Here is a 13,542-nt window from a genome sequence, read left to right on the forward strand (position 1 = left end):
CATGTGCGGAATTTACGGCATCATCAACCTCGACGGCAGTCTTGCCGACCCCGAGCTCATGGAGCGCATGGGGGATATCACCCGGCATCGCGGTCCCGATGATCAGGGTTGGCACCAAGATGGCAACTGCATCATCGGCATGCGCCGCCTTTCGATCATTGATCTGGCCGGGGGGCATCAGCCACTGAGCAATGAAGACGGAACCATATGGCTGGTCTGCAACGGTGAGATCTACAATTTCCGGGAGTTACGCGAGGAGCTGAAGACAGCGGGTCACCAGTTCCGCTCCGGATCGGATTGTGAAGTTCTGCTCCACGCCTACGAGGCATGGGGCGATGACTTCGCCTTGCGGCTCAACGGCATGTACAACTTCGCCCTGTGGGATGCCGGGCGTCGGCGCCTCCTCATCGGTCGCGACCGAATCGGGGTCAAGCCGCTCTACTGGCGACTCGACGGAAAACGCCTGGCCTTTGCCACCGAGGCCAAGGCCCTGCTCGCCTTGCCCGGTGTTACCGCCGCGGTAGACCGGACCGCCCTAGCCAGTTATCTTAACCTGGGTTACGTCTCGGCGCCCCGCTCGATGTTCGAGGGAATCGCCAAGTTACCGGTAGCGACCTTGATGAGTATCGAGCATGGTGAATTCACCACTCGGCGCTACTGGTCTCTGCCGGAACGGGTCGAACAAGGGGTTAGTGAGGGCGAGTGGATTGACCGTATCGGTCGCGGAATAGACCGGGCCGTGCGCATGCAGATGGTTTCGGACGTACCGATCGGCGCCTTTCTTTCCGGTGGCGTTGACTCATCAGCGGTGGTCGCCTGCATGGCCAGTGCCACCAGCCAGCCGGTAAAAACCTACGCCATCGGTTTTGGCGGCTCGGCCGCGGACAATTTCTACAACGAGCTACCTTATGCGCGACGGGTCGCCGAGCTGTTTGCAACCGACCACCACGAGATCGTCGTCAAGCCGGACGTCGTGGCGCTCTTGCCAAGATTGCTCTGGCACATGGACGAGCCGATCGCCGACACCGCCTTCATCACCACTTATCTGGTCAGTGAGTTCGCCCGCAAGGACGTAACGGTGATCCTTTCCGGGGTCGGTGGTGATGAACTCTTTGGCGGCTATCGGCGCTACCTCGGCAACCACTATGCCGAACGCTTTACCCGTCTCCCCGCGCTGCTGCAGAGCGCCGCCAAAAGCATCGGGCGGATGCTGCCAGCCGATCGGCACTCCAAATGGTTGAACGTCGCCCGTCTGGCCAAGGGTTTTCTGGCAACCGCCGAACTATCCTTCGAGGAGCGTTATCGCGCCTATCTGCAGATCATGGATCGCTCCCTCGCCGGCCGCCTGCTGATCGGGGGCAGTGCGTCAGCCTGGGATCCGCTGGTGGATGCCTTTGCCGGCTGTCGCCAGGATGACCCGTGCAATCACATGCTGGCGGTAGACATGGCCTCGCAGCTGCCCGATGATCTGCTGATGCTGACCGACAAAATGAGCATGACGGTCTCGCTGGAATGCCGGGTTCCCCTTCTCGACCACGAACTTCTCGAAATGGCGGCGACCATGCCGGAAGCGGTCAAGATCAAGGGCGGGGTGCTCAAGGCCGCCATGAAGCAGGCCCTGGGCGGCCAGTTGCCGCCGGATATCCTGCACCGCAAGAAACGTGGCTTTGGTACCCCCATGGGCGCCTGGCTCAAGGGCGAGCTGGGGCGTCTACTCGACCGCATCCTCGCGCCCGAATCCATTCGCGCCCGCGGCTTGTTCGATGCCAACGTCGTGTCGCAACTGGTGGCGGACCATCGTGCCAACCGTCAGGATTACACCGACGCACTAATTGCCCTCCTGAACTTCGAAATCTGGGCGCGGGTTTATCTTGACTGCCGCAGTACCGAAGATGTCACCTCCGAATTGCAGGAAATGCTTGCATGAAGATACTTTACGTCTGCCATCGCTTTCCGTTTCCGCCAAAGCGCGGCGGGAAGATCCGGCCTTTCAACATGATTCGCCACTTCACCGGCCAAGGCCATGAAGTAACCGTCTGCTCCCTGTCCAGATCGGCGGCGGAAGCCAACGAGGGGACGGGCATTGCAGGTCATTGCAAGCACTTCGAGATGGCATCGGTCAAAAACCCGATCCAGACACTGCGGATGCTGGTCCGACTGCCCATGCTGACGCCTTCTTCCATGGGTTTCTTTTACTCCCCGGATCTCCAGCGCCGGGTTGATGCGCTGCTGGCCAGCGAAAAGTTCGACCTGATCTTCGTCCACTGCTCTTCTGTCGCGCAGTATGTCGAAGATGTCCAGGGCATCCCCAAAATTCTCGATTTCGGCGACATGGATTCGCAGAAATGGCTGGAGTATGCCAACTACAAGCCCTTCCCCTTGTCCCTCGGTTACCGTCTCGAAGGTACCAAGATGGAGATGGCAGAAAAGCGACTGGCCAAAAAATTCGACCTGTGCACCGCCACCACCCGCGCCGAGTGGGACACGCTGCAAAGCTACGGCGCAGCCCCGGCCACCGACTGGTTTCCCAACGGTGTCGACGCCGGCTTCTTCAAGCCCGATGGCGAAGCTTATGACCCGGATACGCTCTCCTTCATCGGGCGCATGGACTACTACCCGAATCAGGAGTGCATGTTCGACTTCTGCCGCAACACGCTCCCGCTGATCCAGGCGCGGCGGCCAACCGCCAAGCTGCTCATCGTCGGTGCCGACCCGAGCCCGGCGGTGCGCCAGCTGGCAGAGTTGCCTGGCGTCACAGTCACCGGCTCGGTTCCCGACGTCCGCCCCTACATCCTGCGTTCGGCGGCAATGGTGGCGCCGCTCAACATTGCCAGGGGCACCCAGAACAAGATCCTCGAAGCCATGGCCATGGGGGTTCCGGTCGTAACCAGCCCGGCCGGTGCGGGTGGGGTCGATGCCGAGGATGGCATCCATTTCCTGGTCGGCGACCGCCCCGCCGCCTATGCCGATGCCTGCCTGCGACTGATGCAGGATGCCGGCGAAAGAGCACGATTTTCTACCGCCGGCCGCGAGCGCATGCTGACCAATCACGACTGGCAGGCTTCCATGCGGCGCCTCGACACCATTGTCGAACGGGTGCTTGCCCGCTAACCGGCCAATTACAATGTCAATTCTTGCTTATGAGGTAATCCAATGAAAATCAGTATCTTTGGTTTAGGGTATGTGGGTGCAGTATCACTGGCCTGTCTCGCCCGAGATGGTCATCAGGTTATTGGCGTCGATGTCGACCAGACCAAGCTCGACCTCATCAGCGGAGGAAATACACCGGTTGTCGAGGAAGGCATGATCGATCTGATGCAACGGGTCGTTGCCTCCGGTCTGGTCTCGGTAACCCAGGACTCGGCCAAGGCCATTGCCGAGTCGGATATTTCACTGGTTTGCGTTGGTACGCCTTCGGCCACCAACGGTAGCCAAGACCAGACGGCCATGCTGCGCCTTGCTCAGCAAGTGGGCGAGGCAATGCGCGAAAAGACCGCGCCGCATATCTTCGTCTTCCGCTCCACACTGGTGCCCGGCACGGTGGAAGATGTCATCCGGCCGATCATCGAAGCAGCCTCCGGAAAAGTGGAAGGGGTCGACTTCTTCTGCTGCTTCCAGCCGGAATTCTTGCGCGAAGGCAGTTCCATTCGTGACTATGACAAACCGCCCTTCACCATCGTCGGCTGCAATCACGATTACCCTGCCGACCAGTTGCGCTCCCTGTTCGGCCACCTCCCCTGCGAGTTCTATCGCACCAGCGTGCGCTCGGCCGAAATGGTCAAGTATTGCTGCAATAACTTCCACGCACTGAAAATCACCTTTGCCAATGAAACCGCCCGGCTGTGCGAAGCCTTGGGCGTCGATGCCTTTCAGGTCATGGACCTGGTCTGCCGTGATACCCAGCTCAACATCTCGAAAGCCTACATGATGCCCGGCTATGCCTTCGGCGGTTCATGCCTGCCCAAGGATCTGCGCGCTACGGTGTACCTCGGCAAACAGCGCGATATCGACTTGCCGATGCACGCCGGCATCCTGGCCTCCAACAAGATTCACGTTGAACACGCCATCCAGAAAGTGCTCGCCACGGGTTCCCGCAAAGTTGGGTTCGTCGGACTGTCGTTCAAGACCGGCACGGATGACCTGCGCGAATCGCCGCTGGTTACCCTGGCCGAACAACTGGTCGGCAAAGGGGTGCAACTTCGGGTGTACGACCCCGAAGTACACCTTTCCCGCCTTTTGGGCGCCAATCGCCGGTTCATCGAGCAACACGTTCCCCACTTGGGCGAACTGATGCGCGAGAACCTTGCCGAGGTGGCGGCCGAGTGTGATGTCCTGGTTGTCGGCCTGGCCACCAAGGAAATATTCGCAGCCCTCCAGCAACACGTTTCGGAGAAGCACTACATCCTTGATCTGGTTGGCCTGCCCAAGGATATTGGGCTACCTGGCCGTGTCGAGGGTCTCTGCTGGTGATCTCCGGATTGGAGCGGAAATGGTTCAAGCGCCTGCTGGCGGTTGACCTGCTCCTGCTCGCCATCGTTATTGGCTGGGTATTGGCGCAAGCCGTGCCCAGCAGTGAAGCGGTCCGTCTGCGCAACGCGCTGCTTTACCAAGGCGTCGAATCGGCCGCTACACTGAATTGGTCCCCGGAAAACGCGCCAGCCGATTTCCGCCGGGAAACACAACCGCCTTTACCGACGTTCGCCTCGGTGATCGCCCAAATGGGGCTGCAGTCAGAGCCGGACACCTGGCAGAGAACGCTAAGCGTCGCCCGGCACCTGCAAATGCGTCTGGGCGATGGCGGTCCGATCATGTCCGGACTCGAAGACAGCTATCGACGAATTACGCAGTCCGGTGAAGGCTATTGCGGAGATTTTTCCGATGTCTTCACCGGATTGGCCCAGGCGGCGGGCATCGAGACCCGTCTGTGGTCCTTTTCGTTCGATGGGTACGGCGGCCACGGTCATATTTTCAATGAAGTCTGGGATCCTGCCAGCGGCCACTGGCGGGCGATAGATGTTTTCAACAACTATCTGTTTGTCGATGCAATTACCAGGGAGCCCTTGTCGGCCCTGGAACTCAGAGCCGCCTTGCGCGGTGAACGCGGAGCATTCGAGATCGTTCCGCTCAACCCCAAAGCCCGCCCCGGTTATGTCCATATCGAAAAAGCCTATGATTATTTTCGCCGTGGCCAGAGTGAGTGGTACCTGTGGTGGGGCAACAACGTCGTTTCAGTAGATAGAAATGTCTGGGTACGAGGAGCCGGTGCCATTTCCCGTCATCTGGAACAACTGGCTGGGATCGTTGTTGGCATCGAACCCGGTCTGCGTATTATCGCCACGCCGGAAAGCACTCCCCGGATTGCCGCGCTGGCCTCGCTGCAAAGCGCCATCAAGACGGCCGTGGTGCTCGCTCTGGTGCTGCTCCTGCTCGCCGCATGGCTGTTCTGGCAATGGCGAAAAGCCCCGCGCGAAGACTGGGGGATGGCCGATTCTCAGCCGTTAGAGGCAGATGTGTCGATGCCCAGAATTACCGTCGTCGGACCGATCCCACCGCCTTCGGGAGGCATGGCCAATCAGTGTCGGCAACTGGTTCGCCTGCTCCGGGATGATGGAGTACCGGTCGAACAGGTTCAGACCAACGCACCCTATCAACCGGCCTGGGTAGCCGACATTCCCGTGCTACGCGCCGCATTCCGTCTGATTCCCTACGCCTTGGCCTTGTGGCGGGCCGCTGGCCGAAACCAGGTTATCCATATTTTTGCCAATTCGGGTTGGGCCTGGCACCTTTTTGCCGCACCAGCCATTGTCATCGCCCGTTGGCGCGGTGTCCCGGTGATTGTCAATTATCGGGGCGGCAATGCCGATCCTTTCCTGAAGTCTGCGCCGCGCTACGTTCAGCGCATGCTGGGTGACGCCGCCGCGCTAGTCACTCCCTCCGGGTTCTTACAGGAGGTCTTTGCGAAATACGATCTTTCAGCCCACATCGTTCCGAACATCGTCGATCTCCAACGCTTCAGTCCGGAAGGACGGCAACTGGTAGCAGGGTCCCCGCACCTGATCGTAACCCGCAATCTGGAACCAATATATGACATTCCCACTGCGATTCGCTGCTTTGCCCTGGTCCGGAAAGAATACCCGGAAGCTCGTCTGACAGTAGCCGGAACCGGACCCGAACAGGCGGCTTGCGAGAGCCTAGTTGAGGAACTTGGTCTGTCGGGAGCAACCCGGTTCGCGGGACGTATCGACAATGACAGCATTGCCTCGCTCTACGCGTGTGCCGATATTGCATTAAATCCAAGCACCGTCGATAACATGCCGATTTCGATCCTCGAAGCTTACGCCAGCGGCGTTCCGGTAGTGACGACCGACGTCGGCGGCATCCCGTTCATGGCCAAGCACGAGCAATCCGCTCTGCTCGTGCCGCCAAACGATCCGCAGGCAATGGCCGCCGCCGTTCTCCGTCTATTGGCAGAGAGCACGCTGGCCGACCGCCTGACAACCGAAGGCATCAAGCAGGCGCAAGCCTATGCCTGGAGCAAGGTGCGCGACCAATGGATGGATCTGTACCGTGCCGTGGCAGCCAGTCGAAAGGTATTTGGAAAAACGTCATGAGTCTCTACACTACGCTGTGTTCCCAGGTAATTTTTCCGCTCCATGAACGCCTGAAGCATCATCAGTCGGTAGCCGTCCGGCGGCGTCTGGAAGAACAGGAACGTTGGCCGCGCGGGCAGCTCGAAGCCTGGCGTGTCGAACGCCTGAAAACTTTTCTGATGCGTATCGGCAAGAATGTCCCTTACTACCGCGATCTGTTCGCAGCCAATTCATTCGATCCGGCGTCCATCACATCCATTGCCGATCTCCAGCGCCTGCCGTTGACCGACAAGGCCGCGATGCGCGCTGCCGGCGACAGAATCAAGGCCGACGATGCAGTAGATCTGTCCCGCTATAACACGGGAGGATCCTCCGGCGAGCCTTTGATTTTCTTCATTGGCAAGGACCGCAAAAGTCACGATGTCGGGGCCAAGTGGCGAGTAACCCGTTGGTGGGGCGTCGATATCGGCGATCCGGAAATCGTCGTCTGGGGAAGCCCGATCGAACTGGGTGCCCAGGATCGCCTGCGCATCTTGCGGGATCGCTTGCTGCGCACGGAATTGCTCCCCGCCTTCGAGATGTCGGTGGCCAACCTTGACCGTTTCGTCGCAACAATCCGGGAACGCCGTCCGACCATGCTTTTCGGCTATCCGTCATCGCTGTCGCTGATCGCCGCGCATGCCGAATCGCAGGGCTTGCGCATGGACAATCTCGGCATCAAGGTGGCCTTCGTCACCAGCGAACGCCTCTACGATGAGCAGCGCGCAACCATCAGCAAGGTCTTCGGCTGCCCGGTAGCCAATGGCTATGGGGCGCGCGACGCCGGGTTCATCGCCCACGAGTGCCCGCAGGGCGGCATGCACCTGCAAGCGGAGGACATCATCGTCGAGATCGTCGACGCCGACGGTCGCGTTCTACCCCCAGGTGAAGCCGGGGAAATTGTCGTTACCCATACCGCCACCCACGATTTCCCATTCGTTCGCTACCGTACCGGCGATATCGCCGTTCTCTCCGATGAACTCTGCGCCTGCGGGCGCACCTTGCCGCTGGTCAAGGAAATCCAGGGACGGAGTACTGATTTTGTGGTGGCCGCCGATGGTACGGTGATCCATGGCCTGGCGCTGATCTACACCGTACGCGATGTTCCAGGGGTACAGCGTTTCAAGATCGTGCAACACTCCCTGGATCATACCGAGTTGCTCCTGGTCACCAAGCCGCCGTTCAATGCGGAGGGCGAGGCGCGAATTCTGAAGGACTACAAAGGACGCCTGGGCCAAGATGTCACGGTTACATTCACCTATGTGGAGGAGATTCCCCGCGAAGCGTCAGGCAAGTTTCGCTATGTGGTGAGCAAAGTGGCAGGGAGACCCGGCGCCGACGTGGCAAATCCGCATGCGTGACATTTTTCTGATCTGCATCTTGCTCGGTGCGCTGCCCCTGGCACTGCGCCATACCTATGCCGCAGTACTTTTGTGGACCTGGGTCAGCATCATGAACCCCCACAAGATGGCCTTCGGCTTTGCATACTCCTTCCCGTTTGCCGCAATAGCCGCGGGTGCGGCAATGGTTTCCATGGTTTTTACCAAGGACCGGGTAAAGCTACCCAGCCACCCGGCAGTCACCACGCTGATCATCTTCGTCTTGTGGATGTGTCTGACGACTGCGATGGGCTTCGATCCCGACGGATCCTTCGAACAGCTGAAGAAGATCCTCAAGATCCAGTTAATGACCTTGGTAGCCATGGCTGCTCTGCAAAACCGCAAGCACATCGAGCTGTTCATCTGGGTCAACGCCCTGTCCATTGGTTTCTACGGACTCAAGGGCGGGCTGTTCACCATCCAGACAGGTGGCAACGGCACCGTTTGGGGGCCGGCCGGCGGCTTCATCGAAGGAAATAACGAGCTTGCGGTGGCCCTGATCATTGCTATCCCGTTGTTGAACTATCTTCGGGCCGTGGCAACCCGCCCCTGGATACGCCTCGGGCTACTTGTTTTGATGGTGTTCTCGGCCATCGCCGCCCTGGGAACCCAGTCGCGCGGAGCGTTGTTGGCCATATCGGCAATGGGCCTGGTGCTGTGGCTGCGCTCGGACAAAAAATTCGTATCGGGTATTGCTGTTGCGCTGCTGGCTGCTGCATTGGTCGCTTTCATGCCAGCCTCCTGGAATCAGCGGATGAATACCATCAACAATTATGAAGAAGACGGTTCGGCCATGGGACGGATCAATGCCTGGCGGTTCACCTTCAACATCGCCAATGAGAAACTGTTCGGAGGCGGCTTCGAGATCTACACCCCCGACTTATTTGCCCAGTTCGCCCCCAACCCAACAGATCTGCATGTTGCCCACAGCATATATTTCTCGGTTCTGGGTGAACATGGCTACATCGGCCTGTTCCTTTTCCTGCTGATCTGGTGGTTCGCTTTCCGAACAGCCGGACAGATTCGAAAGGAGGCTAGAGACCGCATCGAAACCCAGTGGCTTTTCCATCTGGCCGGCATGTGTCAGGTTTCTCTGGTCGGCTATGCGGTCGGCGGGGCCTTCCTCAGCCTCGCCTACTTCGATTTGCCATACAACATACTGGTTGTTCTGGTGGTAGCGCAGCGCTGGCTCAGGGACAAACGTTGGGAAACCGATCACGATGGCGCCTTCGGCTCATCGGTACCGGTGGAGCGCATGGTTAAAAACGACACAATGAATCCCGTACGACAATGATCCTGAAAACTGCAACAGCCCTGTTGTCCCCCTCTGGCAAAGGGAGTCGTTTGTCGATCCTGATATTTCATCGGGTATTGGCCAAGCCCGATCCGATTTTCCCCGGAGAACCGGATGCCCGTCGATTCGATGAAATCCTTTCCTGGGTCGGCCGCTGGTTTCAGGTGCTGCCGCTTGACGAAGCGGCCTCCAGGCTTTCCGCCGGAACCTTGCCGGCCAGAGCTTTGGCCATCACGTTTGATGATGGCTACGCCGACAATGCCCAGGTTGCGTTGCCCATCCTCCAGCGTCATGGCATGGTTGCCACTTTTTTCGTTGCCACGTCGTTTCTTGATGGCGGGCGGATGTGGAACGATACCGTCATTGAAGCAGTCCGCGGCTGTTCCCTAGAAAAACTGGAACTCGCCGATCTCGGTTTCGGGACGTACTCGCTGGCTTCATTCGATGAGCGCCGGCAGGCCATCGAATCGCTGCTCGGCCAGATCAAGTACCTCGAACCAGGCCCCCGCAACCATGCCGTCGAAGCTATTGCCGGACGGATTGGCATTGCGCTTCCCGATGATCTGATGATGACCTCCGGCCAGGTCAGGCAACTGCGGCAGGCTGGCATGCAGATTGGCGCCCATACCTGTTCACACCCGATACTGGCCAGCCTTTCCGATGCCGAAGCGATGGCGGAAATTGTAAATGGCAAGGATCGGCTGGAACAAATTATCGGCGAATCCGTGACGCTCTTTGCCTATCCCAATGGCAAGCCGGGCCGCGATTATCTTGCCAAACATGCGACCATGGCCAAAGCTGCTGGTTTCGCCGCGGCCGTCTCAACTGCGCCCGGCGTTTCATCGCTCAAGACGGACCCCTTCCAACTGCGACGCTTTACACCGTGGGATCGCCAGCCGCTGAAATTCGGCGTAAGAATGCTGGCCAATCTGCTTTTCTCGAAGCCTCATACCGCCTGATTTTCAGCTCCCGGCTAATTTCTGGGCTTTAAATGGGCGCGGGATTGACTGCTTGGCGGAAGGCTGCAGAGCACGCCCAGGACTACGAAGAGAAAAAGAAACCTTGGCGCATCGATCAGGGTGTCGAACAGCCCGACGATTAGAAAGCCCGTCAGCGCGGCGAATGCCGCACCGGCGGCCAGGTCGCCTTGGCGGATCCGGATTGCGGCGCGAACCAGACATAAGCCGCCAAACGCTGCAAAGGCAAGCAGGCCTAGCCACCCCTGGTCGAACAACAGACCAACCGGCAGACTCTTGGTGTGCCATGGAAGATGGCTGTCGGAAGCAAAAAACCATGCATCCATACCCTGACTGAAATCGCCGTTCTCGATCAAATCCTGACGATACGGCGTTTCCAGGCGGATGTTGTCAATGTCCACACTGAGCTTGCTGCTGTTGAATATCGTCAGTTTGACCGGACCGCGAGCAAACCAGGGACGCCCGACCAAGCCGCCGGCATCGATTGGCTGTTCGACATGTTGCCAAGAACCGGAAGGCCCGGTTAGCGGAGCTTCGAGACGCCCCGCACAAGTCGACGAGGCGAGCATCCATTTTTCGCACAAAGTAGCAACGACCGCGCCGGGCGCCGGAGCCGCTGTACGGATATCGAAACTCACACGATAGGCTGGCTCAGCCCCAACGTTCACCAACTGCTCGACATAAATCGGCTGTCCGGCAGAGATGCGCAAAAACGTATTGTCGCCCTCCTGCTCCAGGCGATACTGCGCCGTACGTTCGGGTTCGCCGCTCCGCCAATAGTGGGTTTCCGGGTAGCGTCCCAGCCCCATGCCAAAAAGTGCGGTCGCCCAACCTTCATCCCGAATATTGAGCGCATCCTGCCAATGCGCCAGACGGGTGTCGAAATCGGTCCCCAGATGAGCCATCCGCTCCTGAGCGACTTTCCCGGAAAATATTGGTATTGCCACCGCTGCCATGGCGCAAGCAAGCAGCAGGATTGCTCCACTTCGGTACAACTTATGTCGTCCTTGAGTACCCACTGCTGTTGTGGCAAAACCAAGGAGTGTCGCAACGGCAAAGGCCAGATAGCCATTGCGTGAATATGTCAGCATCAGCGCATAGGTCGTCAGTAACAGCAACGCTGCGCCGAACAGCTTGGCGCCCTTGGCCTTGCTGGAGGCCTGCAGAAAGATGACAAACGGTACGGCCAGAGTAAAAAAACACTCAATATATGCACCGCCGTTATGCATGCTGGAGAACGGACCGGTAATCCGATAGTCACTGGCCAGACTACCCAGCCCGCCAAAGATCGAGCGCTCCCACAAGACGATGGTCAAGGTCGCCACAAGGCCCAGGACAATGCCACGAGCAAAAAACAGGGCGACCGGTTGATCGTGACGAGCCAAGCGATACATCACCCCACAAAACAGGATGCCCCACAATAGCCCCTTGCCAATACGCAAGCCATTGAACGGACTGAAATAGCTGATCAAGGCATTGATATCCGCGCCTGGCCACGGCACCAGCGGAATCAACACGGCGATGGCAACACTGAGAGCAAGCAAACCAAGGCAGGCCTTCAGAAGCCCGTCGCGACCTCTCTCTTTCACCGGCGGCGTACGCCCGTAGGCGATGGCCAGCCCAAGTAATAAAAGGGCATCAAACTCGTCAATATAGAAACGCCCACTCCATGGGGCCAAGTCAAAGACCGGCAGGCTAGCGGGAACGAGCGCGACCAGAAGCAGCGGGCGGATCCAGATAACAACGGCAAAGGCCGTCAGAACAAAGACCAGGAGTACTGGCTGTAGAGGAAAACTGGAGAGCCAGAGCACTGTCGCTGAGACAGCGACCAAAATCCCGAAAAGTCCCATCGCGCTAGGGTGCCGAACAAACCCGGTTGCCGAGATCGGGAGACTCTGCCGCGTAGCGGCAGCAAGAGGGGCTTGGCTTGCCTCTGCCGGGGCTACATATCGATCGCTCTGTTCGGCCCGCAACGAACGGGTAAGTTGCGCCACAAGAGCGGTGGCAAAACAGGCGGCCGCACCAGCGATCAGGATGTTGGTCGGATCCGGATGAGCACCAGCCAGGAAGAGCCGGCTGGTTTCAACGCCCAGCCCAAGTAAAAAAGCAAGAAATGCGGCCAAGAGTGGGGATCGGCCAAACGCCCAGACTGCGACGCCAATCGGCGCATATAGAGCCGCTACCGAAATCAGACTCGACAGCGCATGAGCCTCAGTGGTGAAGTAGTGATAATAAAACGGAAGAAAATGCACCTCCGATAAGGCTGCAATGGCACCGTCAAGACCTTGCCATTGGCGGCTGAACCAGCCATTGAGCGCCAGCACCGCAATCAGATAAACCGGCATCAAGGGAAGCGTCAGGCGCCGAATTGTTGTGGCGACTCTTCCCTCGCCATAACTGGCGCGGCGCCTCCACAACACGGCGCCCAGCCAGCAACCAAGCGCGCGAGTAATCAGCGAAAGCCCCTGACTGAGGCCTGAATAGGTAAAAAACTGTGCGGTCTCGATCAGCAATCCGAGAATGAAGCCAAAACGAAGTGCCGCTACCGAACCGCCAAGCTTGGCCTTGCTCCGCCGGGCGACGAGGATACCGATAGGCAATGTAGTCGCGACTTCGATTGCGGGACGCAACAAGGACCACATGACTCCCCGATGCTCGGCGGTGTCGGCCTGCCACCAGCTCCAATTGTCCGAAGCCGCCTTGATGGCCAGTTCATGGGCCGACAACACGAAGTCGTAAGGAAAAAGCGCGAGGGCGACAAAGGCAAACAGGTACGACTGCAGGATCAGGTTGAGAAATCGCGTGTGGTCGACCAAGTTGGTGCTGAGCAAGCTGCGAAACCATGCAGTTCCATAAGCTGCCAGCACGATACCGACAATGCTGCCCAAAGATTCGGCAAGGATATCGTTGAGGGAAACGGTGCGAGGAGGAAAAAAAATTTGCGCAAATTCGATAGCGAGTGCCAGACAGCAACAAAAGACAGCAGACAAGGCCAGCCTGGACAGGCGACCATCACCCGATTGCTTTTCGCTCAGCAGATTGGCAGCAAGAAAACCAAGCGGAATATAGAGAATGCCATTGGCGATCCAGTCGGCGCGACTTTCGATCCCCAAGCGAAGCATCGGCATCTGCTGGAATCTGGCCCAGGCCCAATCGAGTGGATGGGCGTGGAACTCCAGAGGAACCAGGCTTCCGTAGATGACGAACGCACAATAGGCGAGGAGCCAGTAGAAATGGTGCCAGCTGCTACCGCGCTTGGCCAT

General features: G+C 58.7%; 8 protein-coding genes. 7 read left to right on the forward strand and 1 reads right to left on the reverse strand.

What is annotated here, in order from left to right; translation table 11 throughout:
* Position 1 precedes the first annotated feature (1 nt).
* The 7 genes from asnB to ACLIKD_RS09830 are packed head-to-tail and all read left to right on the forward strand — an operon-like array spanning position 2 to position 10,261.
* Positions 2 to 1,927, forward strand: coding sequence for an asparagine synthase (glutamine-hydrolyzing) (asnB, locus tag ACLIKD_RS09800; RefSeq protein ID WP_428828166.1), 1,926 nt, complete (start codon positions 2 to 4; stop codon positions 1,925 to 1,927).
* A complete protein-coding gene (locus tag ACLIKD_RS09805; protein ID WP_428828167.1) occupies positions 1,924 to 3,111 on the forward strand; it encodes a TIGR03087 family PEP-CTERM/XrtA system glycosyltransferase in 1,188 nt (395 codons plus the stop codon). The genes asnB and ACLIKD_RS09805 overlap by 4 nt, the downstream gene beginning before the upstream one ends.
* A 42-nt stretch (positions 3,112 to 3,153) precedes the next feature.
* Positions 3,154 to 4,470, forward strand: a complete 1,317-nt coding sequence (locus ACLIKD_RS09810; protein ID WP_428828168.1) for a nucleotide sugar dehydrogenase — start codon at positions 3,154 to 3,156, stop codon at positions 4,468 to 4,470.
* Positions 4,467 to 6,611, forward strand: coding sequence for a glycosyltransferase (locus ACLIKD_RS09815; RefSeq protein WP_428828169.1), 2,145 nt, complete (start codon positions 4,467 to 4,469; stop codon positions 6,609 to 6,611). The genes ACLIKD_RS09810 and ACLIKD_RS09815 overlap by 4 nt, the downstream gene beginning before the upstream one ends.
* A complete protein-coding gene (locus ACLIKD_RS09820; protein ID WP_428828170.1) occupies positions 6,608 to 7,990 on the forward strand; it encodes a phenylacetate--CoA ligase family protein in 1,383 nt (460 codons plus the stop codon). Before ACLIKD_RS09815 ends, ACLIKD_RS09820 begins: the two co-directional genes overlap by 4 nt.
* Complete coding sequence (locus ACLIKD_RS09825) at positions 7,983 to 9,302, forward strand: putative O-glycosylation ligase, exosortase A system-associated (protein ID WP_428828171.1); 1,320 nt, start codon at positions 7,983 to 7,985, stop codon at positions 9,300 to 9,302. The genes ACLIKD_RS09820 and ACLIKD_RS09825 overlap by 8 nt, the downstream gene beginning before the upstream one ends.
* Positions 9,299 to 10,261 (forward strand): polysaccharide deacetylase family protein, encoded by a 963-nt coding sequence (locus ACLIKD_RS09830; protein ID WP_428828172.1) that lies wholly within the window; start codon positions 9,299 to 9,301, stop codon positions 10,259 to 10,261. The genes ACLIKD_RS09825 and ACLIKD_RS09830 overlap by 4 nt, the downstream gene beginning before the upstream one ends.
* A 14-nt stretch (positions 10,262 to 10,275) precedes the next feature.
* Here the strand turns inward: ACLIKD_RS09830 and ACLIKD_RS09835 are convergent, their stop codons facing one another.
* Positions 10,276 to 13,542, reverse strand: a complete 3,267-nt coding sequence (locus ACLIKD_RS09835; protein ID WP_428828173.1) for a VanZ family protein — start codon at positions 13,540 to 13,542, stop codon at positions 10,276 to 10,278.

The sequence above is a fragment of the Azonexus sp. IMCC34842 genome (assembly GCF_050368855.1).
In the GTDB taxonomy this organism is placed as follows: domain Bacteria; phylum Pseudomonadota; class Gammaproteobacteria; order Burkholderiales; family Rhodocyclaceae; genus Azonexus; species Azonexus denitrificans_A.

Bases quoted from the DNA above. Each gene is read 5' to 3' on its own strand.
- ACLIKD_RS09805 (WP_428828167.1), top strand. From the start codon at position 1,924: ATGAAGATACTTTACGTCTGCCATCGCTTTCCGTTTCCGCCAAAGCGC.
- ACLIKD_RS09835 (WP_428828173.1), bottom strand. From the start codon at position 13,542: ATGGCCAAGCGCGGTAGCAGCTGGCACCATTTCTACTGGCTCCTCGCC.
- ACLIKD_RS09810 (WP_428828168.1), top strand. From the start codon at position 3,154: ATGAAAATCAGTATCTTTGGTTTAGGGTATGTGGGTGCAGTATCACTG.
- asnB (WP_428828166.1), top strand. From the start codon at position 2: ATGTGCGGAATTTACGGCATCATCAACCTCGACGGCAGTCTTGCCGAC.
- ACLIKD_RS09830 (WP_428828172.1), top strand. From the start codon at position 9,299: ATGATCCTGAAAACTGCAACAGCCCTGTTGTCCCCCTCTGGCAAAGGG.
- ACLIKD_RS09825 (WP_428828171.1), top strand. From the start codon at position 7,983: ATGCGTGACATTTTTCTGATCTGCATCTTGCTCGGTGCGCTGCCCCTG.
- ACLIKD_RS09820 (WP_428828170.1), top strand. From the start codon at position 6,608: ATGAGTCTCTACACTACGCTGTGTTCCCAGGTAATTTTTCCGCTCCAT.